Source organism: Novosphingobium sp. PhB57, from assembly GCF_004342985.1.
Lineage (GTDB): Bacteria > Pseudomonadota > Alphaproteobacteria > Sphingomonadales > Sphingomonadaceae > Novosphingobium.
In genome coordinates this window covers 65,026-87,233 of the sequence record NZ_SMBO01000006.1, presented here as the reverse complement: position 1 = coordinate 87,233, position 22,208 = coordinate 65,026, and the positions used below count along the sequence as shown (strand labels likewise).

Annotated in this window: 23 protein-coding genes; 8 read left to right on the top strand and 15 right to left on the bottom strand. The window is 66.6% G+C overall.

All coding sequences use genetic code 11. The annotated features are described in order from the left end of the window. From EDF58_RS17910 to coxB, 3 genes are all read right to left on the bottom strand, one after another. A complete protein-coding gene (locus EDF58_RS17910; RefSeq protein WP_132268059.1) occupies nucleotides 1–912 on the bottom strand; it encodes a heme o synthase in 912 nt (303 codons plus the stop codon). Between the two features lie 92 nt (nucleotides 913–1,004). Beyond that, the gene (gene ctaD / locus EDF58_RS17905) at nucleotides 1,005–2,693 is read right to left on the bottom strand and encodes a cytochrome c oxidase subunit I (RefSeq protein WP_132268057.1); all 1,689 of its coding nucleotides are present in this window, start codon (nucleotides 2,691–2,693) and stop codon (nucleotides 1,005–1,007) included. A 27-nt stretch (nucleotides 2,694–2,720) separates the two neighbouring features. Then, the gene (gene coxB, locus EDF58_RS17900) at nucleotides 2,721–3,713 is read right to left on the bottom strand and encodes a cytochrome c oxidase subunit II (protein ID WP_314468302.1); all 993 of its coding nucleotides are present in this window, start codon (nucleotides 3,711–3,713) and stop codon (nucleotides 2,721–2,723) included. 279 nt (nucleotides 3,714–3,992) lie between these two features. Between coxB and pyrE the strand changes: the two genes are divergently transcribed. From pyrE to ruvX, 7 genes are read left to right on the top strand one after another with little or no spacing between them, the layout of a single operon-like run. Continuing rightward, nucleotides 3,993–4,577, top strand: coding sequence for an orotate phosphoribosyltransferase (pyrE, locus tag EDF58_RS17895; RefSeq protein WP_132268053.1), 585 nt, complete (start codon nucleotides 3,993–3,995; stop codon nucleotides 4,575–4,577). A gap of 47 nt (nucleotides 4,578–4,624) precedes the next feature. Further along, a complete protein-coding gene (locus EDF58_RS17890; RefSeq protein WP_132268051.1) occupies nucleotides 4,625–5,365 on the top strand; it encodes a pyridoxine 5'-phosphate synthase in 741 nt (246 codons plus the stop codon). Nucleotides 5,366–5,381: 16 nt separating this feature from the next. Beyond that, nucleotides 5,382–5,792 carry a holo-ACP synthase gene (acpS, locus tag EDF58_RS17885; RefSeq protein ID WP_132268050.1) on the top strand — a complete coding sequence of 137 codons (411 nt, stop codon included), beginning with the start codon at nucleotides 5,382–5,384 and terminating at the stop codon, nucleotides 5,790–5,792. Between the two features lie 19 nt (nucleotides 5,793–5,811). Then, nucleotides 5,812–6,780 (top strand): signal peptidase I, encoded by a 969-nt coding sequence (lepB, locus tag EDF58_RS17880; RefSeq protein WP_132268048.1) that lies wholly within the window; start codon nucleotides 5,812–5,814, stop codon nucleotides 6,778–6,780. Then, nucleotides 6,780–7,877 (top strand): AI-2E family transporter, encoded by a 1,098-nt coding sequence (locus tag EDF58_RS17875; RefSeq protein ID WP_132268046.1) that lies wholly within the window; start codon nucleotides 6,780–6,782, stop codon nucleotides 7,875–7,877. Before lepB ends, EDF58_RS17875 begins: the two co-directional genes overlap by 1 nt. Before the next feature lie 32 nt (nucleotides 7,878–7,909). Then, the gene (locus EDF58_RS17870; protein ID WP_132268044.1) at nucleotides 7,910–9,025 is read left to right on the top strand and encodes a DUF3089 domain-containing protein; all 1,116 of its coding nucleotides are present in this window, start codon (nucleotides 7,910–7,912) and stop codon (nucleotides 9,023–9,025) included. Beyond that, complete coding sequence (gene ruvX / locus EDF58_RS17865) at nucleotides 9,007–9,492, top strand: Holliday junction resolvase RuvX (RefSeq protein ID WP_132268043.1); 486 nt, start codon at nucleotides 9,007–9,009, stop codon at nucleotides 9,490–9,492. The genes EDF58_RS17870 and ruvX overlap by 19 nt, the downstream gene beginning before the upstream one ends. Before the next feature lie 84 nt (nucleotides 9,493–9,576). On the opposite strand, the gene EDF58_RS17860 is transcribed toward ruvX, so the two are convergent. The 7 genes from EDF58_RS17860 to argH all read right to left on the bottom strand — a co-directional run bounded on the left by EDF58_RS17860 (nucleotide 9,577) and on the right by argH (nucleotide 15,680). Then, on the bottom strand, nucleotides 9,577–10,473 hold the full coding sequence (locus EDF58_RS17860) for a transposase (RefSeq protein WP_243654352.1): 897 nt from the start codon (nucleotides 10,471–10,473) through the stop codon (nucleotides 9,577–9,579). Further along, complete coding sequence (locus EDF58_RS17855) at nucleotides 10,473–11,477, bottom strand: hypothetical protein (RefSeq protein WP_132268039.1); 1,005 nt, start codon at nucleotides 11,475–11,477, stop codon at nucleotides 10,473–10,475. The genes EDF58_RS17860 and EDF58_RS17855 overlap by 1 nt, the downstream gene beginning before the upstream one ends. A gap of 6 nt (nucleotides 11,478–11,483) precedes the next feature. Next, a complete protein-coding gene (locus EDF58_RS17850; RefSeq protein WP_132268037.1) occupies nucleotides 11,484–11,666 on the bottom strand; it encodes a hypothetical protein in 183 nt (60 codons plus the stop codon). A gap of 180 nt (nucleotides 11,667–11,846) precedes the next feature. Then, a complete protein-coding gene (locus tag EDF58_RS17845) occupies nucleotides 11,847–12,650 on the bottom strand; it encodes a bifunctional precorrin-2 dehydrogenase/sirohydrochlorin ferrochelatase (protein WP_132268035.1) in 804 nt (267 codons plus the stop codon). A gap of 81 nt (nucleotides 12,651–12,731) precedes the next feature. Continuing rightward, nucleotides 12,732–13,991 carry a diaminopimelate decarboxylase gene (gene lysA / locus EDF58_RS17840; RefSeq protein ID WP_132268033.1) on the bottom strand — a complete coding sequence of 420 codons (1,260 nt, stop codon included), beginning with the start codon at nucleotides 13,989–13,991 and terminating at the stop codon, nucleotides 12,732–12,734. A gap of 70 nt (nucleotides 13,992–14,061) precedes the next feature. Next, nucleotides 14,062–14,301, bottom strand: coding sequence for a hypothetical protein (locus EDF58_RS17835; RefSeq protein WP_132268031.1), 240 nt, complete (start codon nucleotides 14,299–14,301; stop codon nucleotides 14,062–14,064). A 5-nt stretch (nucleotides 14,302–14,306) separates the two neighbouring features. Continuing rightward, the gene (gene argH, locus EDF58_RS17830; RefSeq protein WP_132268714.1) at nucleotides 14,307–15,680 is read right to left on the bottom strand and encodes an argininosuccinate lyase; all 1,374 of its coding nucleotides are present in this window, start codon (nucleotides 15,678–15,680) and stop codon (nucleotides 14,307–14,309) included. A gap of 19 nt (nucleotides 15,681–15,699) precedes the next feature. Between argH and EDF58_RS17825 the strand changes: the two genes are divergently transcribed. Further along, nucleotides 15,700–16,290 (top strand): TlpA disulfide reductase family protein, encoded by a 591-nt coding sequence (locus tag EDF58_RS17825; RefSeq protein ID WP_132268029.1) that lies wholly within the window; start codon nucleotides 15,700–15,702, stop codon nucleotides 16,288–16,290. A 67-nt stretch (nucleotides 16,291–16,357) separates the two neighbouring features. Here EDF58_RS17825 and EDF58_RS17820 read toward each other — a convergent pair whose 3' ends face one another. From EDF58_RS17820 to EDF58_RS17800, 5 genes are all read right to left on the bottom strand, one after another. Next, nucleotides 16,358–17,266 (bottom strand): glyoxalase, encoded by a 909-nt coding sequence (locus tag EDF58_RS17820; RefSeq protein WP_132268712.1) that lies wholly within the window; start codon nucleotides 17,264–17,266, stop codon nucleotides 16,358–16,360. A gap of 19 nt (nucleotides 17,267–17,285) precedes the next feature. Further along, the gene (locus tag EDF58_RS17815; RefSeq protein WP_132268028.1) at nucleotides 17,286–18,644 is read right to left on the bottom strand and encodes an aromatic ring-hydroxylating dioxygenase subunit alpha; all 1,359 of its coding nucleotides are present in this window, start codon (nucleotides 18,642–18,644) and stop codon (nucleotides 17,286–17,288) included. An 88-nt stretch (nucleotides 18,645–18,732) separates the two neighbouring features. Next, nucleotides 18,733–19,974 carry an MFS transporter gene (locus tag EDF58_RS17810; protein ID WP_243654351.1) on the bottom strand — a complete coding sequence of 414 codons (1,242 nt, stop codon included), beginning with the start codon at nucleotides 19,972–19,974 and terminating at the stop codon, nucleotides 18,733–18,735. Next, a complete protein-coding gene (locus EDF58_RS17805) occupies nucleotides 19,967–20,380 on the bottom strand; it encodes an EthD domain-containing protein (RefSeq protein WP_132268024.1) in 414 nt (137 codons plus the stop codon). Before EDF58_RS17805 ends, EDF58_RS17810 begins: the two co-directional genes overlap by 8 nt. Before the next feature lies 1 nt (nucleotide 20,381). Then, nucleotides 20,382–21,992 carry an SMP-30/gluconolactonase/LRE family protein gene (locus EDF58_RS17800; protein ID WP_132268022.1) on the bottom strand — a complete coding sequence of 537 codons (1,611 nt, stop codon included), beginning with the start codon at nucleotides 21,990–21,992 and terminating at the stop codon, nucleotides 20,382–20,384. Nucleotides 21,993–22,208: the final 216 nt, after the last annotated feature.

Genomic DNA, 22,208 nt, shown 5'->3' with positions numbered 1-22,208 from the left:
TCAAAGGACGATGAAGCGATCCACCACCAGCGCCGCGAACAGGGCGAAGAGGTAGAGCACCGAATAGGCGAAAAGCTGCTTTTCCGGCTTCATGTCATCGTCCGGCCCGCTGCGTTCGCGCAGGCCGACACGGATGGAAAGCGCCAGGAACAGCGTGGAGAGGACCAGGGCGGAAACGCCGTAGATCGCATGGGCGCCGAACCACCAGGGCAGCGCCGAAAGTGGCAGCAGGAGGACGGCGTAGAGCAGGATCTGGTGCCGCGTCGCCTTCTCGCCCGCGACCACCGGCATCATCGGGATGCCGACTTTGGCGTAGTCGCTCTTCACGAAAAGCGCGAGCGCCCAGAAGTGCGGCGGGGTCCAGAAGAAGATGATGGCGAAGAGCAGCACCGGCATCAGCGTGATCTCGCCGGTGACGGCCACCCAGCCGATCAGCGGCGGGAAGGCCCCGGCGCCGCCGCCGATCACGATGTTCTGCGGTGTGCGCGGCTTGAGCCAGATCGTGTAGATGACGGCATAGTAGACGATCGAGATCGCCAGGATCGCGGCGGGCAACCAGCCGACTGCAAAGCCCATCAGGAAGACCGAGACGGCGCAGAGCACGCCCGCGAAGTCGCGCGCGGTCGTGCGGTCCAGCCGGCCTTGCGGCAGGGGGCGCTTCGCCGTGCGCTTCATCCCGGCGTCGAGATCGGCCTCCCACCACTGGTTCAGCGCGGCGGCACCGCCGGCGCCCATGGCGATGCAGAGGATAGCGGTGAAGGCGAGGACCGGATGGATCCGTTCCGGCGCGGCAAGCAGGCCGCAGAGGCCGGTGAAGATCACCAGGCTCATCACCCGCGGCTTGGTCAGCGCGAAAAGGTCGCGCCAATCGGCGGGGAGCGTTGCGGCGGGAGAGGGACTCGTTGTCGTCATGGTGGTTGGCCCCATACACCCGCAAAGTCGCGAAAAGCGAGTTCCTTGCGAATCGGGCGTCGTCCCGGGTCAGCCCCGGGACGACGCTTCGATCAGTGGTGAGCAGCTTCCTCGATCACGGGAAGCGTCTCGAACTGGTGGAACGGCGGCGGGCTGGTCAGCGTCCATTCCAGCGTGGTGGCGCCTTCGCCCCAGTAGCTGTCCTCGGCCTTGCGACCGGCCGTGAAGGCGTAGAGCATGTTGATCAGCCAGACCACCAGGCTGGTCGCCATGACCATGTAGCCGATCGTCGCGACGTGGTTCCAGTGCTGGTACGCCTCGGCATAGTCCGGATAGCGACGCGGCATGCCCTGCAGCCCGAGGAAGTGCATCGGGAAGAAGATCATGTTCACGCCGATGAAGAAGATCCAGAAGTGGACGTGGGCGAGGAACTCGGAATGCATCCGGCCGCTCATCTTCGGGAACCAGTAGTAGAACCCGGCGAAGAGCGCGGTGACGGCACCCAGCGACAGCACGTAGTGGAAGTGCGCCACGACATAGTAGGTGTCGTGCAGCACGTCGTCGACGCCGCCGTTCGCCAGCACCACGCCGGTCACGCCGCCGACGGTGAAGAGGAAGATGAAGCCGATGGCCCAGACCATCGGGCTCTTGAACTCGACCGAACCGCCCCACATCGTCGCGATCCACGAGAAGATCTTGATGCCCGTGGGCACCGCGATGACCATGGTGGCGGCGGTGAAGTACATCTTGGTGTTCACCGACATGCCGGTGGCGTACATGTGGTGCGCCCAGACGATGAAGCCGACCACGCCGATGGCGACCATGGCGTAGGCCATGCCGAGGTAGCCGAACACCGGCTTCTTCGAGAAGGTCGAGACGATCTGCGAGATGATGCCGAAGCCGGGCAGGATCATGATGTAGACTTCGGGGTGGCCGAAGAACCAGAACAGGTGCTGGTAAAGCACCGGATCGCCGCCGCCCGAAGGATCGAAGAAGGTGGTGCCGAAGTTGCGGTCGGTCAGCAGCATGGTGATCGCGGCGGCCAGGACCGGCAGCGAGAGCAGCAGCAGGAAGGCGGTGACCAGCACCGACCACACGAACAGCGGCATCTTGTGCATGGTCATGCCGGGAGCACGCATGTTGAAGATCGTGGTGATGAAGTTGATCGCGCCCATGATCGAGCCGGCACCGGCAAGGTGCAGCGCGAAGATGCCGAAATCGACCGCGGGACCGGGCGAGCCGGTGGTCGAGAGCGGCGCATAGACCGTCCAGCCGGTACCCGCGCCGAGACCCGTGCCGCCGGGCACGAAGGCGGAGCACAGCAGCGAGATGAAGCCCGCCACGGTCAGCCAGAACGAGATGTTGTTCATGCGCGGGAAGGCCATGTCCGGCGCGCCGATCATGAGCGGCACGAACCAGTTGCCGAAGCCGCCGATCATCGCCGGCATGACCATGAAGAACACCATGATCAGGCCGTGGGCGGTGATGAGCACGTTCCAGACATGCAGCGTCGAGTTGAAATCAGGGTTCGTCGCGCCGAACCAGCGCGCGAAGATATCGAGGTACTGGATGCCTGGTTCGGCCAGCTCGATGCGCATCATGCCGGAGAAGGCACCGCCGATGATCCCCGCGAAGATCGCGAAGATCAGGTACATCGTGCCGATGTCCTTGTGGTTGGTGGACATGAACCAGCGCGCGAAGAAGCTCGGCTTGTGGTCGTGGTCGGCATGGCCGTGATGATCGGCATGCCCTTGGAAATGTTCTGGAACGGTGGTTGCCATGGTGGAGCCCTGTCCTTCGATTCGCGCTTATTCTGCTGCGGCGGTGGCTTCGGAGGCCGAGGCCTCCGTCGCTTCGGCCGTGGCGACGGCGCCAGGGCTCATTGCGGGTGCCGCTGCTGCTGCGGCAGCGGCGGGCTTGGCCTGTCCGTCGATCACGCCGCCGGCGTGCGTCAGGACCCAGGCATCGTACTGGGCGCGCGGCAGCGCCTCGACCGCGATCGGCATGTAGCCGTGCTTGGCGCCGCACAGTTCCGAGCACTGGCCGTAATAGACGCCGGGCTTTTCGACCAGCAGCACCTTTTCGTTGATGCGGCCGGGCACGGCGTCGAGCTTGAACCAGAGCGAAGGCACGGCAAACGAGTGAATCACGTCCGCCGCGGTGATCTGCAGACGGATCGGTTCGCCCACCGGCACGACCATGCGGTTGTCCACCTCAAGATGCGAGGGGCCGTCCCAGGGCTTGGAGCCCACTTCGCGCACGCCGTTGTTGATGATCGGCTGGCCGGGCAGGTTGAGCATGTTGGAGACGACCTCGAAGTCGCCATTGTCGGGGTAGCCGTAAGTCCAGAACCACTGGTTGCCCGTGACCTTGATGGTCAGCGCGCCCTTGGGAGCCGGCTTGTACTGCTTGGCGATGAGGTCGATCGAAGGAACCGCGATGCCGATCAGGACCAGCACCGGAACCAGCGTCCACACCACTTCGAGGATGGTGTTGTGGCTGGTCTTGGAGGCCACCGGATTGGCGCGGCGGTTGTAGCGCACCGCGATGATGACGATGAGCAGCAGCACGAAGAGCGTGATGACCGTGATGATCGGCATCAGCACGCCGTCGTGGATCCACTCGCCATATTCGCCGAGCTTGGAAAACTGCTGCTGGAGGCCGATTCCGCCCTCTACCGGCATGCCGATGCCGGGGGTCGGCTTCAGCGGCGTATAGCTGGCGACGGGTGCCGGAACGACAGCCGAAGCAGCCGGCGCCGCGATTGCGGAAGAAACTGCCAAAGTCGACGAGAACGCCATGGCCGCGACGGAATATAGACCGAGAGCTCTTGCAGCCTCGCCCAAAGTACGAACGGTTTTGCCCAATATCATGGTTATAGCGCTTCCGTTTTCTTTATGAACGCCCAAGTGAGTCGCCTCCCAAGCGCGCACCCCTATTGCGGAGGCTTGGTGCCCCCCTTCACCGGGGGCTATACGCGGCCTTGCCGCCTGTCTCAAGCGCCTCTAGGGGATTTTTGACGCAAGCGTCCATGACGCCCTGCCAGAACATTGCAAATTGCACCAAAGGATTACCCGTCGATGCAGGAAGAAGAAGTCCTCGCCGAGTTCCGCGCCAGCAAGGCCTTGCTTGAGGGGCATTTCCTGCTTTCCTCGGGTCGACACAGCGCTTTCTACCTCCAGTGCGCCCGCGTTCTGATGAACCCGGACCGCGCCGGGAGACTCGCCGTCGCCCTGGCTGCAAAACTCCCCCACGATATTCGCAAGTCCATCACCAAGGTCGTCTCGCCGGCCATGGGCGGGGTCATCATCGGCCAGGAAATGGGCCGCGCCCTCCAGGTCGACGCCATGTTCGTGGAACGCCCGACCGGCACTTTCGAACTGCGCCGCGGCTTTTCGCTGGAAGCGGGTGACAAAGTGCTGATGGTGGAGGACGTGGTCACCACCGGTCTTTCCAGCCGCGAGGCGATCAAGGCCATCGAGGAAGCCGGCGGCGAAGTGGTTGCGGCCGCATCGCTGATCGACCGTTCGGCGGGCGCGGTGGACCTCGGCGTGCCCTTCTTCCCGCTGGTGGCGCTGAACTTCCCGACGTACGCCGCGGACGAGCTGCCGGCCGAACTGGCCGCAACCCCCGCGATCAAGCCGGGTAGCCGCGCCCAGCCCTGATCCCCGCCGATCTTCCGCCCGCCCCCTATCCCGTTCAGGATGAGCGAATGAACGTCCTCACCCCTTCCCGTCTGCGTCTCGGTGTCAATATCGACCACGTCGCTACCATCCGCAACGCGCGCGGCGGCGAGCATCCCGATCCGGCGCGCGCCGCGCAGATCGTGGCCCAGGCGGGGGGTGACGGCATTACCGTCCATCTGCGCGAGGATCGCCGCCACATTCGCGACGAAGACCTTCAGCGGGTGTTCGAGGCCACCGGCCTGCCGATCAACCTGGAAATGGCCGCCACCGACGAGATGCTCGAGATCGCGCTGCGCCACCGGCCGCATGCCGCCTGCATCGTGCCGGAGCGCCGCGAGGAACGCACGACCGAGGGCGGACTGGATGCGGCCGGCCAGCACAACCGGCTCGCCCCGATCGTCGCCCGCCTGTCGGACGCCGGCATCCGCGTCAGCCTGTTCATCGCGCCCGAGCCGCGGCAGATCGAAGCGGCGATGAAGCTGGGCGCCCCGGTGGTGGAGTTCCACACCGGCGAATATGCCCATGCCGAAGGCGAGCAGGTCGCGGTGGAACTGCGCCGCATCGTCGACATGGCCGCTCTGGCCGCGAAGAACGGCATCGAGCCTCACGCCGGCCATGGCCTCACCTATGACAACGTCCAGCCAGTGGCCGCCATTCCGCAACTGGCGGAACTCAACATCGGCCATTACCTTATCGGCGAGGCGATCTTCTGCGGGCTGGAAACCAGCGTGCGGAAAATGCGCCAGTTGATGGACGAGGTTCGGTGAAAAGGACCGGAATTTCATGATGATCGGCCTCGGCTCCGACCTCTGCAACATCGAGCGGATCCAGAACTCGCTCGACCGATTCGGCGATCGTTTCCTCCAGCGCGTCTTCACCGATGTGGAGCGTGCCAAGGCGGCGCGCCGTCCCCACACCGTTGCCGGCACGCTCGCCAAGCGCTTCGCCGCCAAGGAGGCCTTCTCCAAGGCCGTCGGCACTGGCTTCAAGGCAGGCGTGTTCATGAAGGACATCGGCGTCGTCAACGCCCCCTCGGGCGCACCGACGCTGGCGCTGACCGGCGGCGCGAAACTGCGGCTGGACAGCCTGACTCCGGCCGGACACGAGGCCGTGGTTCACCTCACGCTCACGGACGATCATCCATGGGCACAGGCCTTCGTGGTCATCGAAGCACGCCCCCTCCCCCAATCCTGACGCCGAGTATCCCCGGGACATGATCCAACAGCCCAAGCCGACCGTGAACCCGGCGCCCCTTCAGGCCCCGCCGGTCGCGGAGAAGGTCAATTGGTTCCAGGAGCTGCGCGGCCTCGTGCTCATGCTGCTGGGCGTGCTGGCATTCCATTCCTTCATCGCCAAGCCGTTCTACATCCCTTCGATCTCGATGATGCCCGGGCTCTTGGTGGGCGACCGGCTGGTCGTTTCCAAATATCCCTATGGCTGGAACTGGTCCTCGATCAGCTTCCACCTGCTGCCGCGCAGCACCTGGCGCCTGCTGGGCCGGACGCCGGAATACGGGGACATCGTCATCGTCGTGCCCGGCAACCGCAAGGCCGATCTGATCAAGCGTGTGGTCGCCCTGCCGGGAGACCGCATCGCCGTGATCGACGGCCGCATCCGCCTCAACGGCCGCTTCGTGCCGCGTGAAATGGTGCCGCCCGTCCGCATCGCCGCCGACGATTCGCTGACCTGCGAGGGCGATGCCGAGCCCGGCCATTGCTACGAGGGCTTCGAACAGTTCCGCACCCGCCTGCCGAGCGGCCGGAGCGTCTACGAAATGCCGACCTACCGTGAAACATTGCCCAACGGTGCCAGTTATCAGGTGATCGACTATCTGAACCAGGAACTGGACAATTACGGGGAGGTCAGGGTGCCTGAAGGTCACGTCTTCCTGATGGGCGACGATCGCGACCGTTCGGCCGACAGCCGGGCGCCGTTCGAAACCGACATGTTCGGCCAGCCCGGCGGCGGCCTCGGCGGTCCCGTGCCGCTGTCCGACGTGGGCGGAAGGGCCGAATTCATCACGTTCTCTCTCGACGGCACCCAGAGCTGGAACCCGCTGACCTGGTGGAGCGCGCTGCGCCCCGGCCGCGCCTTCACCAGCCTGCGTCCGCCCGTGGATCCCTCCAAGACCTGGCCGTCCGGCGCCGACCAGCCGCGCATGGCCTCCGGAGCCGCGAACTGATGGCGACGGGGCCGGAACGGGAGGCAGGAGCCGATCTTGCCGAGCGTGCCGGTCCGACCGACATTTCCGATCCGCTGATCCGCACCGAAGCCCGCAAGGCCTTCGTGTGGATCGGGATGGCAGCGCTTCTGGCGCTCACCGTATTTCTGGCGCAATCGCTGCTCGTCATCTTCGGCGGCATCGTCTTCGGCGCCCTCATCGACGGCGGCGCCCGCCTGATCGGCAAAGTGCTGAAGATCCCGCGCGGACTGCGCGTGGGCATGGTTCTGCTCCTGGCCCTGCTGTTCCTGCTCTGGGTCGGGCGCTTTGCCGGCAGTCAGATCGCCATGCAGGCGGCCGAGCTGCCGGCAACGATCGAAAGCCAGTTCCGCCACGGCCTCACCTGGCTTCACGCCCATGGCATCCAGCCGCGCATCACCGAACTGCGCGGCATGGCACAAGAGGCGCTTGGCGGGATCGGGCAAGTGACGCGCGTGGTCGGCGGGCTGATCGGGGTGGTCACGACCCTGTTCCTGATCCTGGTGCTGGGCATCTACTTTGCCCTGGAGCCCCGGCTCTACCAGCGCGGCGTCGGCTGGATGCTGCCCATAGACAGGCGCGATCATTTCGAAACGACGGTGGAGATGATGGGCCAGGCCCTGCGCCGCCTGATGTTCGGCCGTCTGATTGGCATGACCGTGGAGGGCCTGTTCACCTGGGCGATGCTGCAATTCTACGGCGTGCCGATGGCGGTCCTGCTTGGGCTCATCACCGGCATGCTCGCCTTCCTGCCCAATATCGGTGCGCCGATTTCCGGCATGATCATGATATTGGTCGGCTTCTCGGGCGGGTACGAGATGGGGCTCTACACCATCGTCGTCTACTTGCTGATCCACCTGATCGACGGTTACCTGATCGTGCCGATGATCGCCCGCAAGACCGTGGACCTGCCGCCCGCGCTGGTCTTGGCGACCCAGCTCATCATGGGCGTCCTGTTCGGCCTGCTCGGGCTGGCACTGGCCGATCCGCTGGTGGCGATGATCAAGATCTGGCTCGAACGGGAGGCCGATCGCAACGGCGGGGGCAAGACTGCCGCCGGCCTGGAGGCTTCGGCTTGACCCGCCGCCACACTCGGGCGAGATCCTGAACCATGGCCCGCAAGTTCCTCTACGTCATCGCCATTCTGGTCATCCTCGCCATCGGCCTGCTGGCGGCCATGCGGCTCTGGTCGGAAGACCTGACCGAAATCGCCTTCGTGCCCACGGTGGATTACGCTCCCAAGGACGCCCTCGGGCCGGAAGCCTGGCGCGATCCGAAGATGTGGATCGCCCGGCCCGACATGAAGGACGATCCCGCGCGCTGGCTGCCGCCGGGCGTGGAGAAGCCAGCCAGCCCCCTGCCGGTCGCGGTGTTCTTCGTGCACCCCACCAGCCTCGTCGTGCGCAGCGCCTGGAACGGCGATCTCGCGGATGACTTCTCGCAGGGCCGCGCAGAGCTTTTCGTGAAAGGCATGGCGAGCCCCTTCAATCGCGCCGAGATCTGGGCGCCGCGCTACCGCCAGGCGGCCATCGGCGCCTTCCTTACCGCCGCGCCCCAGGCCAACCGCGCCATCGACCTGGCCTATTCCGACGTGCTCGCCGCCTTCGACCAGTTCGTGAAGAGCGTACCTGCGGGCCGCCCGATCGTCGTGGCCGGACATAGCCAGGGTGCCTTCCTGCTGCGCCGCGTGCTGCGCGACCGGGCAGCCGGGAAGCCGCTCGGCAAGCGCATCGTCGCCGCCTACGTGATCGGCTGGCCGGTCTCGCTGGCGCATGACCTGCCCCGGATGGGCCTGCCCGCGTGCCTGCGCTCCGACCAGACCGGCTGCGTGATAAGCTGGCTTTCGGTGGCCGATCCCGCCGAGACGCAGATGCTGACAAACGCCTACGCCCGCCGCACCGGCCTCGACGGGCAGAGCGTGGCCGCCAGCCCATTCCTCTGCACCAATCCGCTGACCGGCACCGAAGGCGGAAGCGCCGATGCTGCCGCCAATCTCGGCACGCTGGTGCCCGATTTCCGCACCGGGACCGGCACTCTGGCCAAGGCGACCGTCCCGGCCAGCTGCGGATCCGACCATTTTCTCCACATCGGACCGCCGCCGGCGCTGGATCTGGGGCCTTACGTGCTTCCCGGAAACAACTACCACCTCTATGACGTGACGCTGTTCTGGGCGAACCTTCGCGCGGATTTCGAAGGACGCGTCGCGGCATGGCAGAAGGCACATTGATCACCACCAACGCGCTGGACTACCGCGCCGTACTGGCGGAAAACCGGGGCGCGCTGATGGGCCTCGACCTGGGCACCCAGACCATCGGCACGGCCTTCTGCGATGCCGGCTGGCGCATCGCCTCCCCCGGCAAGACGCTGAAGCGCAGCAAGTTCGGCGCGGACAAGGCCCTGATGGAGGAACTGATCCGCGAACGCGGCATCAAGGGAATCGTCATCGGCCTGCCGCTCAACATGGACGGCTCCGAAGGCCCCCGCGCGCAATCGAGCCGCGCCTATGCCCGCAATCTCTCGGTGGTGGGCCTGCCGATCCTGCTCTGGGACGAGCGCTGGTCCACCACCAGCGCCGAGCGCGGCCTGATCGACCAGGACATGAGCCGCGCCAAGCGCGCCACGCGGATCGATTCCGCGGCCGCCGCAGTGATCCTGCAAGGCGCCGTCGACGCCCTGGTCGGCGGGATGTTCTGACAAGGCCGCCATTCCGGAACGTCGGCGCCTGACGACAGCCGGCGCCAGGGCGGGGCCTGCCGACGGTCCGCGACAGGCGTCGCCCTAGCCGTCGTCTCCCCGTCGCCGCAGCGCCTCGGCGGCAACTAGGCGGCTTCCGCAGCCTTCCGCCTCTCGCCAGACGGCGTCGCGCGCCTCGGCGCCCGCGGCTGCGCCAGCCAGCGCTTCCCAAGCGGCCAAGCGCATGCGGTCGCTGGGATGGGACTGGCCGAACCGGCTCGCAAGATCCTGCGCCTCCCCGCCGCCGAGCGCGACGGCGATCCGCAGGAAGCTCTCGCTCGGCCCATGGCCATGGAGCCGCGTGACGGTGCCGCGCGCCGCATCGAAATCGTAGCTGTCCATCCAGCCTTGCACGGCCTGCGTATGCACGAGGTTCAGCGCCACCGACAGCGAGGCCGGGGGATGCTGGACATGAACGTCGCGGTGCGCGCGGTAATGGACCATGCTGCCCGGTGCCAGCACGAACCGGCCGGCCGGGCGCAGCGCCACCGGCTCGCCTTCGTATCCCACCACCGCCCCATAGTCGTATTCGAACTCGTCCGCCGCGTAGCCCGGCCCGAAATAGCCCAGCGCCAGCATGTCGAAGTTGTGGTCGTGCGCCTGACCGTAGCCTAGCGCCTCGGGGCCGCTGGCGCGGTAGAGCGCGTCCTGCTCGGCCGGCCAGATGCGGGCGTTGAGGAAGAAATTGCCCTGGCCCGGCGTCACCAGCATGATCGAATGCGCGCCGATCCCTTCCAGCGCGTCCGCCCCGTCCGGCACAGGTGCCAGACCGGAGATCAGGTCGATCAGCATGTCGCCCAGGAACGTCCGGTCATTGCCGAGCCGCTGCAACCAGTTCGCCGCGTGGGACAGGCTCACGTCATCGCGCGGATCGAAGCCCCAGCTCGACAGTGCATCGACGAACTCCGCGAGCGAGGCGCTCGTCGGGTCGCGCATGGTCATCATCCGCGCCATTGCGCCACTTTCTCCAGCTCCGGCCATTGGGCGACCAAAGTGCGGTGCAAGTCGCGCGCGGGCCCGGACAAGACCGGATCATCGCTTGACGCAACCGTTCTCAGGAGCACCAGCCCGGCGCGGGTATCGAGCGCCAGGATCGCCCGCAGCGCCTGCCAGCGCAGGGCGGCTGGGCCCTGCCCATGGACCAGGCGCGAGAGCGCCGGAACCGCGTCCTGCCGCCCGAGCGCCGCCAGAGCGGCCATGGCCATATCCATTCGGCTATATTCCGCCGTCAGCGCCGCTTGCGACCGCAAGTCGCCGTCTCCCAGTGCCACCTCGCGCACGGGATCGTGGAGCGAAGTGAACCGTTGCAGCCGCAAGACGACGAGACTGCCTGAAACCTCCCGCAATTGCAGGGCCTGCCGCGCGCCATGCCGGTGGAATGTCATGCCGGGCACCAGATCGAGCGCTTCGGTGCGCAAGGCGGCGCTTTCCGGATCGCGCGTGGTGAGGTCGCCCCGCCCGCTTCCCGCCAGCACGCGAAACCACGTCTCGACAGGCGCGAATTCCGCTGTTCTGGGCGCGGGCTGCCGCGCGAGCGCCGCACCGTCGAACACCGCGAGCCCCAGCGTGGCAGTGCCCGAATGGGCCAGGAGCAGCGTATCGGCCGTCTGCCTGTGCGCATGGCGAAACGGCATCTGGCCAAGCGGATGGACCGCCAGCGCCGCCAATCCCCGGCGCATCAGCCCACTCACCAGCTCGCGTGCAGGATCGGAGGGCGTATCGGGGGCCGAATCGGGGGCAACGTCGCCGATTTTCGCGAAGAGTGCCGCCAGCGCAGCGCAGGAATCGAGCGGTTCCTTCCGCCCGAACCTGTCGAGGGCGGCCAGTACCGACGCGGCCTCCGGCGCAGTCCGCCACGCCGCGGTCGTCCGGGCGAGCGTCCGTTGGCCCTGTTCCCAAGCGGCAGCGTCGCGCGAAAGCGCCTTCAGGTCGTCATGCACCTGCATCCCGGTTCACGTTCCCGGATGCAGTTCGTACAGGCAGGGGAGCAGCAGGGCGCGGTTGTCGTCCAGGCTTTGCAGGCGGGGTCGGTCCGTCAGCGCGCCGTGCAGCGCGGTGGGACGATCGCAGTCGGAAAAACTGGCGAGATCGGGAAGGCTGGCAAAGTCGATCTGCGGCAATTTGATAGTCGTCACATCGGATATTTGCAAAACCGGTTCCTTCGGCCATTCCTGCGCCGCAGTAGTCTCAAGTCACACTGGGCAAAGTCTGCCGCACACCGCGCCTTTGAATGAGTTAATTCCTTGAAATTGTAAACTTGTTTTTAACCGCGCAAATTGTTCGACACTATTGTCGAACAAGAGCTGTCACCGCGATCAATCCCGGTTCGCAGCGGGGAAGCGGAGGGTTACGACCAGCCCGCGATGCATTTCGAAAGATTGCTGGCCGGCCCCGGCCAGCTGCCGGGCGGCATCGGCGCGCGCGCGGTCTAGAATGGCCGGGGGCACTTCCGCCTCGTGCACGATCAGATCGGCCGAACCGAGCAGGCGCGCTTCCCGCAAGGTCAGGTCTTCGGGATCGGCGCTGCGCAGGGTGATTTCCACCGGCGCGCGCGGCGCCTGCGGGGCATGGGCCAGCCACTCGGCCACCCGCTCCGCGTCCGCGTCCTCCAGAGGGTCCAGCGCGCCGCCCTGCCCCAGCGCCGCATCCAGCGCCCGCCGGCGCTCCCCTGCGTCGGGAAAGCGTGCGCGCAGCGCCGGACGCGCCGCCAGCAAGGCGCTGGCCAGAACGCCCAGTGACTGCGGCAACAGCGCCTCAAGCCGCAGGCGCAGCTGCTTGGCCAGCCCCGCGGAAGCCCCGCCCGTGCCGATCGCCAGCAGCACCGGCGTGCGGTCGAGAATCGAGGGGACGGTGAAATCGCAGAGCGCGGGGCGATCCGGGGCGTTGACCAGCATCCCGGCCTCGCGCGCGCGCCCGACATCGGCCTGGGCGGCCGCCTCGTCCTCCTGGGCGATGAAGGCGATGCGGGCGCCCGCCGCCATACCCTCGGCCAGGTCACGAACCACCCGGCCGCCCGCGCGCTCCACCAGGCGCCGCTTGGCATCGGCCGCCTCGCCATCCCCGGTGACCACAACCGGACGCCCCGAAAGGCGGTGAAACAGGGGCAGGCTTTCGATCATGGAAACAGGGCCTCGAAACGAAAAGGAACGGCAAACCGTGCCGTTCCTATCCGTTCGATCGGCGCTTGTCGAAGCCGGCGCTCAGGTGAGCCAGTCGGGCACGGTTTCGGCCGCCAGGATCGTCTCCGGCTCGATCCGGGCGGCCACCACCGCCCACTTTTCGCCGTCCACCATGACTTCCGGCACCAGCGCGCGGCTGTTGTAGGTGTTCGCCATCGTCGCGCCATAAGCACCGGCCGTGCGGAAGATCGCCAGATCGCCCGCGGCGACTTCGTCGATCTCGCGGCCCATGGCGAAGGTGTCCGAGCTTTCGCAGATCGGGCCGACGATGTTCGCGGTCATCGTGGCGCCGTTGGGCTTCACGGCCGCAAAGTCGTGCCAGGCGTCGTACATGGCCGGGCGGGCAAGGTCGTTCATCGCCGCATCGACGACGACGAAGGGATTCACCACGCCCTCCTTCACGCGCACCACTTCGGTGACGAGCACGCCGGAATTGCCGGTAATCACGCGGCCCGGTTCGAACATCAGGGTAACGCCCCAGTCCTTCGCCACCGAGGCGACCATCGCGCCGTAGTCCTGCGGGGTCGGCAGCGAATCGCTGGCCTTGTAAGGCACGCCAAGGCCGCCGCCGAGATCCATGTGAGTCACCGAATGACCTTCGGCGCGAATCGCCTCCATCAGCTCGCCCATCTTGAGGAAGGCGAGGCGCGAGGGTTCGAGGTCGGAAATCTGGCTGCCGATATGGACGGCAAGGCCCTTCATCTCCAGCCCGGGCAGAGCCGAGAGACGGGCGTAGATCCCGCCCGCGCGGTCGTAGGCGACGCCGAACTTGTTGTCCGCCTTGCCAGTGGAGATCTTCGCATGGGTGCGGGCGTCCACGTCGGGATTGACGCGAAGCGCGCAAGCGGCGCGCAAGCCGAGTTCAGCGGCGATTTCCGCCAGTTCGACGCCCTCTTCCTCGCTTTCGAGGTTGAACTGGCCGATCCCTGCCTTGACGGCCGCGGTCAGTTCGCGGCGGGTCTTGCCGACGCCCGAGAAGACGATGTCACCGGCCGGGATACCGGCGGCCAGCGCGCGGTTCATCTCGCCTTCCGAGACGACGTCGGCACCGTAGCCCTCGCTCGCCAGCAAGCGCAGCACGGCAAGGTTGGGGTTGGACTTCACGGCAAAGGCGATGTGGACGCTGGGCAATTCGGCCAGCGCCTCGCGGAACACGCGGGCGTGGCGGCTCAGGGTCGCGCGGGAATAGACGTAGACGGGCGTGCCGACTTCGCGGGCGATGACGGCCAGCGGCACGTCTTCGGCGAAAAGCTCGCCGTTGGTCAGGGCAAAATGGTCCATGGATGTCTCGGTATCTGGAAGGCCTGATCGGCCTGGAAGTGTATCCGGCCTAAAGCGATTTGCCTGAAAACTACTCGGGCGGCGGGAGATCGAAGGGATCGTCGTCCCGTGGTTCCGAGCGGGTGCGCAGTTCGACGCTGCGTTCGGGGATCGCCAGCGTCGGCGTCTGGAGCAGCTCGGCGCTGCCCGGTTTCTGCTCGCGGCCGTATGGTGCGGGCGGAAGCTGCTGCCCCGGTTTCAATGCCAGCGCCGCCCTCTGGCCGCAGGCCGAGAGCGCGAGAAGCAGGATCAGGGCGGCAGTCTTGCGCATCAGGCTCACTCCAGACCGAGCGCGAGCCGGGCTTCGGCCACGCGCAGGCGTACTTGCTCAGGCGCGGTGCCGCCGTGCGACCGACGCGCGGCGACCGATGCCTCGACCGAGAGCGCCTTGAATACGCGCTCGTCGATGCGGCTGTCGATGGCCTTGAGGTCTTCCAGCGGCAATTGATCGAGCGCGACGCCGCGCTGCTCGGCCAGCTTCACCGCAGAACCGGTGATGTGGTGCGCCTCGCGGAAGGGAATGTTGCCTTCGCGCACCAGCCAGTCGGCCAGATCGGTGGCGGTGGCGAAGCCCAGTTCGGCCGCGCCGCGCATGCGATCGGTGCGGAAGCGGGTTTCGGCGACCATGCCGGTCATCGCCGCGATCGACAGCGCCAGCAGGCTGGCGGCCTCAAACACCGGCGGCTTGTCGTCCTGCATGTCCTTCGAATAGGCCAGCGGCAGGCCCTTCATCGTGATCATCAGGCTGGTGAGGCAGCCGACGATCCGGCCCGAATGGCCGCGCACCAGCTCGGCCGCGTCGGGGTTCTTCTTCTGCGGCATGATCGAGCTGCCTGTGGACAGCGAATCGGGCAGCGCCACGAAGCCGAAGGGCTGGCTGGCCCAGATGATGAATTCTTCCGCCAGCCGCGAAAGGTGCAGCGAGCACTGCGCGGCGGCCATCAGGTAATCGAGCGCGAAGTCGCGGTCCGACACCGAATCGAGGCTGTTGTCGGTCGGCGCATCGAAACCGAGCGCCTGCGCCGTCATCTTGCGATCGATCGGGAAGCCGGTGCCGGCCAGCGCCGCCGCGCCCAGCGGGCTGCGGTTCATGCGCTTGCGGGCGTCGGCGAAACGCGAACGGTCGCGGCCGATCATCTCGTAATAGGCCATCAGGTGATGGCCCAGCGTCACCGGCTGCGCGGTCTGGAGATGGGTGAAGCCGGGCATGATCGAATCGGCATGCTCGCCGGCGCGGGAAACGAGCGCCTTCTGCAGCGCTTCAAGGCCGGCGTCGGCCTGATCGACGGCATCGCGCACCCAGAGACGAAAATCGGTCGCGACCTGATCGTTGCGCGAACGCGCGGTGTGCAGACGGCCGGCGACGGGGCCGATCAGTTCGGCAAGGCGGCCCTCGGTGGTCATGTGAATGTCCTCAAGGTCCCAGTTTTCCGGGACTCCCGAGACTTCGTACTCGGCCGCGACCTGGTCCAGGCCGTCGCGAATGGTGATCGCGTCCTCGCCCGAAACGACCCCGCAGGCACCCAGCATAGCGACGTGCGCCTTGCTGGCCGCGATATCCTGTCTCCACAGCGCCTTGTCGAAGGGGATCGAGGCATTTATCTCGCGCATGATCGCAGACGGTCCACCTTCGAACCGTCCACCCCACATCTGGTTGGAGCTTCCACCCTTGCTGTCTTCGAAATCGCTCAAGTCGCTCGTCCTGTGTTCCATCGCGGGGGCCGGCGCCCTCCTGGCCGCGGGCTGCGATAGGCAAAGCAAGAAGGACGCGCAACAAGAGGCTTCGCAAAGCCCCGCACCGACGGCCCAGCCCGCCGCGACCGGCAAGGTCGACCGTTCGCACAAGGGCGATCCGCTGCCCGACGTGACGCTGGTCGACAACACCGGCGAGAGCCTCGATCTCATGTCGCTCAAGGGCAAGCCGCTGCTGATCAATCTCTGGGCCACCTGGTGCGCGCCCTGCATCGCCGAGATGCCCACCCTGGAGGCCCTGGCCAAGGATCCCAACGGACGCGTGCAGATCCTGCCGATCTCCGAGGACACCGGCGATACCTACAAGGTCGTGGAGATCCTTCGCCGCCGCAAGCTCGACAACATCCAGCCCTGGGTCGACGAGAACGGCGACCTGGGCTTCCAGTACGGCGGCAACCTGCCGGTCACCGTCCTGTTCGACAGCCAGGGCCGCGAAGTCTGGCGCTATACCGGCGGCAACGACTGGTCCTCGCCGGAAGCCGCCAAGCTGCTGGCGGAAGCGAAGTAATCCTCAGGGGGCAGGGGCCTGGCGCCTCTCCCCCGAAGGCTTTCGCCATGCATGCCGGGCTGCTCGTTCAGCCGGGAACCGTGGTTCGATGGAGCCGCGATCCCGGCACGGGGTAGCCCTGCGGCGTCGCTTCGGTCAGCCAGATCAACCGACCCTGCGCCGCTTCCGGGGCGATGGCGAAGCGGTCCGCGACCTGGCCGATCAGCGGCAGGCCCCTGCCGCGAAGATATTGCGCCGCGCGGTCGGCATCGCGAACCTTGAAGACGAGGTGGAAGATGCCCTTCACCTCGCGCGCGTGGACGGCAACGGCATCGCCCTGTTCTCTACCCTCCAGCGCTTCCAGCACGGTGTCGGCCATCGCGAAGGCGGCGCAGTCGGCCTCCGGCAAGGCGCGGGTGCCGAGTTCGGGCCAGTCAAGTTTCCCGTGGAACAATTCGCGCGCCTCTGCCAACGACGGCGCGGAAATGCCGATGGCCTGAAGGCCCTCGATGCCCAGCGGATCCTCGCAGTCCGGGCGCCAGGCCGAATCGCGGCGCGGATCGCCCGGCATGTCCTGCTTCACGATTTCCAGCCGCAGCCCCATCGCCTGTCCGCGTGGAACGAGGAAGTAGAAGGCTTCCATGCCGGGATCGTAGTGTCGTTTGAACCCGCGCTGGCCGAACCAGGCGTCGGCCACGGTCAGATCGCCGACCTTGAGGGCAATGCCGATCCAGCGATTTGGTGCCGCCGAGCGGCGCAGCATGTCGCCCAGCGCATTGCCCTCCTGCGCACCGCAACCGGCCGGAGCGATCGGGATCACCATGGTGTCGCCGATCATGAGCAGACTTTCCTCGCGGTCGAGCCCCAGCTTCTCGGTTTCCGGCGTAATCAGGATCTCGTGCGCGGTTCGCGCGCCGAACACCTCGCGAAAGAAGGCATCGCACGCCGGGCGCGCGGCGTTGTCGGCCAGCGCCCAGCTGACATGCACCAGGGGCATCGGATCCAAGGCGGAGACCTCAGTAGGTTTCGGGCGCGCCCGAGCCCATGAACCGGGCGAGGTTCATGTGCAACGACGCTACCGAGCGCTCCATGTAGGGATTGGGCTGGGCGCCCCGGAAGCCGACGTTCTTCATGCCCTGCTGGACGGCGGCCATATTGGCGAAGTCCTGCTGGAGCACCGGCGGCCAGTCAGTGGGGGCGGTATATTCCCACTCCGTCTCCGGCGCCTCACCCTCGGGCCAGAGTTCGTAGACGGCGGCTTCGAAAATGCACTTGTCCGGATCGGTGCCGTAAGGCCGCGCCTGGTAGCAGAGCATGTTGTTGACAGCGTGGCCGATCTGGAAGTTCGGGAAGATCTGCCAGGCCGTGCCCGCCTGCGCGGTGTGCTGCGGATCGACTTGCGCCCAGACCACGCCGCGTTCCGCATCTTCCTTGCGCGCGGTGCCGATCCAGTAGGCCGAGACTTCCGCCGCCGGGGTGCCTTCGGGGAGTTCGTCCTTCAGGCGGTTGGCCACGCCGACCAGTGTCATCGTCGTGTTGGTATTGGCGTTGGCCCAGGTGAAGTTCTGCATGTCCGCCGTGGTCAGGCGCGGGTCTTCACCGGCGCCGAGGCGCAGCTTGCCCGAGTCTTCCTCCTGCCCCTTCGGCGCGTCGTAGCCGATGTTGGAGTGGAGACCCTGGTTGCGCGCCCATCCGCGAAACTGGCCGAATTCCATGAATTCCGGGTGCGTGGTGGAGACGTGGTAAGTCTCGCAGAAAGCCTCCATCGCGACCTTCCAGTTGCATTCGAACACCACCCACTTGCGCCAGCGCGGGCGCATGTTCTGGAGGCCATAGGGATCGAGCATGCCCGCCGCCGGGTGCAGATAGTCCGCCAGCGGCATTGCTTCGGGGTCCAGATTGACCCAAATCCAGCCGCCCCAAGTATCGACCTTGACGACACCCAGGTCGGCCTTGCCGGCACAGAGATGGCCCTGCCAGTCCTCCGGATGCTCCAGATAGGTGTTCGCGCCGTCCAGTCCGAAGGTCCAGCCGTGATAGCCGCAGATGAAGCTGCGACGTGTGCCGCGCGCATTGCGTTTTCCGGCCGGGGTATCGACCAGCTTGCGGCCGCGATGGGGGCAGACGTTGTGGAAAGCGTGAATCTCGGTTTCGGAGGCGCGGACCACGATCACCGAATCGTCGATGATGTCGAACGTGATGAAATCGCCCACTTCCGGAATGTCTTCCAGCCGCCCGGCCTGGAGCCAGACCTTGCGCCAGAGCTTGTCGCGCTCTGCCTTGGCGTATTCCGGGGAGATGTAGGCTTCCGCCGGGACGCGGACCGGGACGGTCAGATCCTCGGGAGCCTGTACGATCTTGCCCTGCTCACCCATTGCTCTCTTCCCAATTTCGTATCGCGCCGATTTGCGGCCGTTATCCCATTATTCGCACGCGAGGCCAATCGCTGAGGCGCTACATCGGTTACGCCGGCGCAAATTTGAGGCGGCCACGCGGTAGCGAGCCGATCGCGAGGCTGCTGGCCGCCATCGTGCCAATCGCCAGATAGAGGAACATTTCGTAGCTGCCCGTCCGGTCGTGAATCAGCGCGGCGACCAGCGGGCCGACCGCCGTGCCGATCGACAGCGCCGCCAGCACGCCGCCGTAGAGCCCGCCGAAGTTCCTGAGGCCGAAATGCCGGGTGATCAGGTAGACCACCACATCGATCTCCGCCCCAAGGGTCAGCCCGATCAGCCCCGAGGCGAGCGCCAGCGCGGCGAGCGACGTGCCCGATCCCAGCAGCAGCAGGCAGCCCATCACCGGCAGCATGAACACCGCCGCGCCGACCAGCGAAGCCGGGAATCGGTCCAGCAGCACGCCCGTCCCCAGCCGCCCGGCGAGCGAGAACCAACCGACGAACGAGGCGATCGCCGCCGCCGTCATCGGATCCGCGCCGCGGTCGCCGAGGATCGAGACGAAGTGAACGACCACGGCGATGATCGTGAAAGTGAACAGCAGGCTCGCCGCGAAAAGCCGGTGGTAGACGCTGGAGCGCAGCCCTTCCCCCAGTGAAACACCAGGCAGGTCGCGCCGCACCGGGGCTTCCGCTTTCACCCGACCCCGGTCATGCGCGCCGCGAAAGAACAGGAAGATCACCGGCGCCGCGATCACGAACCACAGCCCGCCGTGCACCGCGAAAGCCAGCCGCCAGCCGAAGGTCTTGATCGCCCAGGTGCCCATGATCGGGAACAGCCCCGCCGCGATCGAGGCGCCGCAGAGCGTAACCGCCAGCGCCATCCCCCGCGAAAGCTCGAACCGGGACGCCACCGCGCTCGTCCAGACCGAGGCCTGCACCGGCAGCGAAACCATCGCGATCAGCCCCCAGAGCAAGTACCATTGCGACAGGCTGGCCCCGGTCGTGCCGAGCAGCGCGAAGGCCAAGGTCAGCAATACGATGCCGATCACCCCGAACCGGCGCGGGCCGAAGCGGTCGACCGCAAGGCCGATGAACACGCCGCCGATGGCCTGTACGAGAGTCGCGATGGTGAGGCCGAAGGTCACTTCGGTGCGGCTCCAGCCCATGGCTTCGGCCACCGGGCCGATATAGGGGCCGATGCCGTAGATATGGATCACGCTGGTGGCATAGCCGAGGCCCGCCGCCACGGGCACCAGCCCGAACTGCCGCCATTCTTCCCGGGCGTTTGGCCGGGCCGTCAGTTCAGTCACCGTAGCGCAGCTCAACTTGCGTCGCTTCGCCATTGGGCCCCATCGGCGAATCGTATTCGATGCAGGTGCAGACCGGGTTGGCGTGGCTGGCGAACAGCTTTTCCTCATCCGCCCGCGTCATCGGCAGGCGCGCGGGATCGCTGATGATCGCCTGCGAGCGTTCGAAGTCGGCGCGGCTGTTCCACCAGATTTCCATCACGCAATCGAAGCCGGGATCGTGGACTTCGCCGGTGATCGGGTTCTTTTCCGGCACCAGATAGCGCCGGACGTACCGCACCGCCCCCGGGATCGCCGGCTGCGCGCCCATCTTCTTGGACAGCTGCGAGTGCTGGTTCTCGTAATAGTCCATGAACTCGTCCATGGTCATATCCGGGCGCTTCCGGAAAAAACATATCTGCTTGAGCATGTTACGCCTTCCTGAGTGCGAGAACGGTGCCTTCCAGGTCACCGCAGATCCAGACCGTGCCGTCCGGCCCCACGTCGAGCCCGGTCATGTTGCCCATCGGCCCGCACATGTCGCCCACGCCGCCCAGCGGCTTGGGATCGGTGCCCTCGGGCGCGCCGACCGGCAGGCCAGCCGCGATCACTTCGCGCGCGCCGCCGGACAAGTCGCACTGGATCGCTTCGCGGCGCTTCACGTCGAGCACGGTCACGGTGCCATTGCGGATCGCGAGACCTTCGGGGCGGACGAGATCGTCCAGCACCGTCTCGGTACGCCCGCCGACCAGCTTCACCACCCGGCCCGCGCCGCTTTCGGCCACGTAGACGGTGCCGTCCCCGGCCACCGCCACGCCCTTGGGCCGGTCCAGCCCGGAGGCCAGTTCCTCTACTTTGCCATTGTGCACCGAGTGAACCTTGCCGGTGCCATATTCCGCGAAGACCACCGCACCGGAGGGAGCCAGCGCCACGCCCATCAACTGGTCGTAGCCGCTCGCCAACACCTCACTGGAAGGCCCGGCAGGATGGAATTTCGCGACTTCGCCGTTGGCCGTCGTGACGATCATCGTCCCCGCACCCGCCGCCGCGACGCCGCGCGAGTAACCGGGGAAGCTGGGACTGAACAACATGCCTTCCAGCTTCACCGCCTCCCCGGCGCGAAGCGAAAACACGAAGCCGCCATCGGCGATCCACAGCACCCCGTCCTCGCCCATGGCGACGTCCAGCGGCCATTGCAGGCCCTTCTCGATCAGCGGCTTCACCACACCGCCCGCCGCCTTGGGCGTGGTGATCTCGTGAATCGAACCGAGGATGTGCGAGATGAACAGGCGGTCACCCACGAAGGTGCAGTTGTCGAGGCCGGCGCCGATGTCGGCCAGCACCGTCTTCGCGCCGGTGCGCGGATCAATGCGCAGCACTTGCCCGCTGGCGACCTGCGTGGAGACGATCATCCCCTCGCTATCGAACTTCACCGAGTCCGGCACGCCAAGGTCGCCGCAGACCACTTCGGGTTCACCGCTGCCGTCCAGATCGATGCGCCAGATCGCGTTGGCGCCCATCACCGGGATGTAGAGTTTGCCGTCTGGGCCGACTTCGAAGGCGTTCGGCATCGGCACGTCGCCCGCGATCACACGCGGCGCACCGCCGTGGCGGTCCAGTTCGAGGATCTGCGACCCCATGTGGCAACCCGCCGCGATCAGGCGGCCTTGCGAATACGTGATCGGGTTGGCCACCGGCAGGTCGCCGCAGACCACTTCGCTGCTGCCGTCCGGGCGCAGCATGGTAACGCGGCCTTCGGTAATCTCGGTGGCGTAGAGGTTGCCTGCCTCGTCAAAGGCCAGATCGTCCGGCGCAGTGATCGCGCCGCCCATCGGACTGATGATCTCCACCGCGCCGGTATCGGGATCGACCGCGCTGATCTGGCTGCCGCCCACTTGCGCCACATAGATGCGCCCGTCCGCGCCGGTGCGCAGGCCGTTGGCGCTGTAAAGGCGCGTGGGCGGGGTCAGCCGGTGCAGCATCCAGCCTTCGGAAGCGCGGGCGGAAACGACGCCGTGATTACGTCCTGCGGGTTCGAGCATCGGTGAAATTGTCCTCTCGTCCGGCGCTCTTGCGGCCGTTCTTTTCCCGCCGAGCCTATCCAGCGTGTCGGGGGCAGGCAACGTGAGGACCGGGACGAAGACCTTGCCGCGACGCACTATCGCCCCGGCGACGTTCGCAGGGCTTTGTTCGATTGCCCCCGCTCGCCCCGTGCGCATATTCGACCGTCAGACGGAAAAGAGACTGCCCGGCCGAGA

Excerpts from the sequence above, each read along its gene's own strand:
- EDF58_RS17910 (WP_132268059.1), bottom strand. The coding sequence starts at position 912 with ATGACGACAACGAGTCCCTCTCCCGCCGCAACGCTCCCCGCCGATTGG.
- ctaD (WP_132268057.1), bottom strand. The coding sequence starts at position 2,693 with ATGGCAACCACCGTTCCAGAACATTTCCAAGGGCATGCCGATCATCAC.
- coxB (WP_314468302.1), bottom strand. The coding sequence starts at position 3,713 with ATGGCGTTCTCGTCGACTTTGGCAGTTTCTTCCGCAATCGCGGCGCCG.
- pyrE (WP_132268053.1), top strand. The coding sequence starts at position 3,993 with ATGCAGGAAGAAGAAGTCCTCGCCGAGTTCCGCGCCAGCAAGGCCTTG.
- EDF58_RS17890 (WP_132268051.1), top strand. The coding sequence starts at position 4,625 with ATGAACGTCCTCACCCCTTCCCGTCTGCGTCTCGGTGTCAATATCGAC.
- acpS (WP_132268050.1), top strand. The coding sequence starts at position 5,382 with ATGATGATCGGCCTCGGCTCCGACCTCTGCAACATCGAGCGGATCCAG.
- lepB (WP_132268048.1), top strand. The coding sequence starts at position 5,812 with ATGATCCAACAGCCCAAGCCGACCGTGAACCCGGCGCCCCTTCAGGCC.
- EDF58_RS17875 (WP_132268046.1), top strand. The coding sequence starts at position 6,780 with ATGGCGACGGGGCCGGAACGGGAGGCAGGAGCCGATCTTGCCGAGCGT.
- EDF58_RS17870 (WP_132268044.1), top strand. The coding sequence starts at position 7,910 with ATGGCCCGCAAGTTCCTCTACGTCATCGCCATTCTGGTCATCCTCGCC.
- ruvX (WP_132268043.1), top strand. The coding sequence starts at position 9,007 with ATGGCAGAAGGCACATTGATCACCACCAACGCGCTGGACTACCGCGCC.
- EDF58_RS17860 (WP_243654352.1), bottom strand. The coding sequence starts at position 10,473 with ATGACCATGCGCGACCCGACGAGCGCCTCGCTCGCGGAGTTCGTCGAT.
- EDF58_RS17855 (WP_132268039.1), bottom strand. The coding sequence starts at position 11,477 with ATGCAGGTGCATGACGACCTGAAGGCGCTTTCGCGCGACGCTGCCGCT.
- EDF58_RS17845 (WP_132268035.1), bottom strand. The coding sequence starts at position 12,650 with ATGATCGAAAGCCTGCCCCTGTTTCACCGCCTTTCGGGGCGTCCGGTT.
- lysA (WP_132268033.1), bottom strand. The coding sequence starts at position 13,991 with ATGGACCATTTTGCCCTGACCAACGGCGAGCTTTTCGCCGAAGACGTG.
- EDF58_RS17835 (WP_132268031.1), bottom strand. The coding sequence starts at position 14,301 with ATGCGCAAGACTGCCGCCCTGATCCTGCTTCTCGCGCTCTCGGCCTGC.
- argH (WP_132268714.1), bottom strand. The coding sequence starts at position 15,680 with ATGTGGGGTGGACGGTTCGAAGGTGGACCGTCTGCGATCATGCGCGAG.
- EDF58_RS17820 (WP_132268712.1), bottom strand. The coding sequence starts at position 17,266 with ATGCCCCTGGTGCATGTCAGCTGGGCGCTGGCCGACAACGCCGCGCGC.
- EDF58_RS17815 (WP_132268028.1), bottom strand. The coding sequence starts at position 18,644 with ATGGGTGAGCAGGGCAAGATCGTACAGGCTCCCGAGGATCTGACCGTC.
- EDF58_RS17805 (WP_132268024.1), bottom strand. The coding sequence starts at position 20,380 with ATGCTCAAGCAGATATGTTTTTTCCGGAAGCGCCCGGATATGACCATG.
- EDF58_RS17800 (WP_132268022.1), bottom strand. The coding sequence starts at position 21,992 with ATGCTCGAACCCGCAGGACGTAATCACGGCGTCGTTTCCGCCCGCGCT.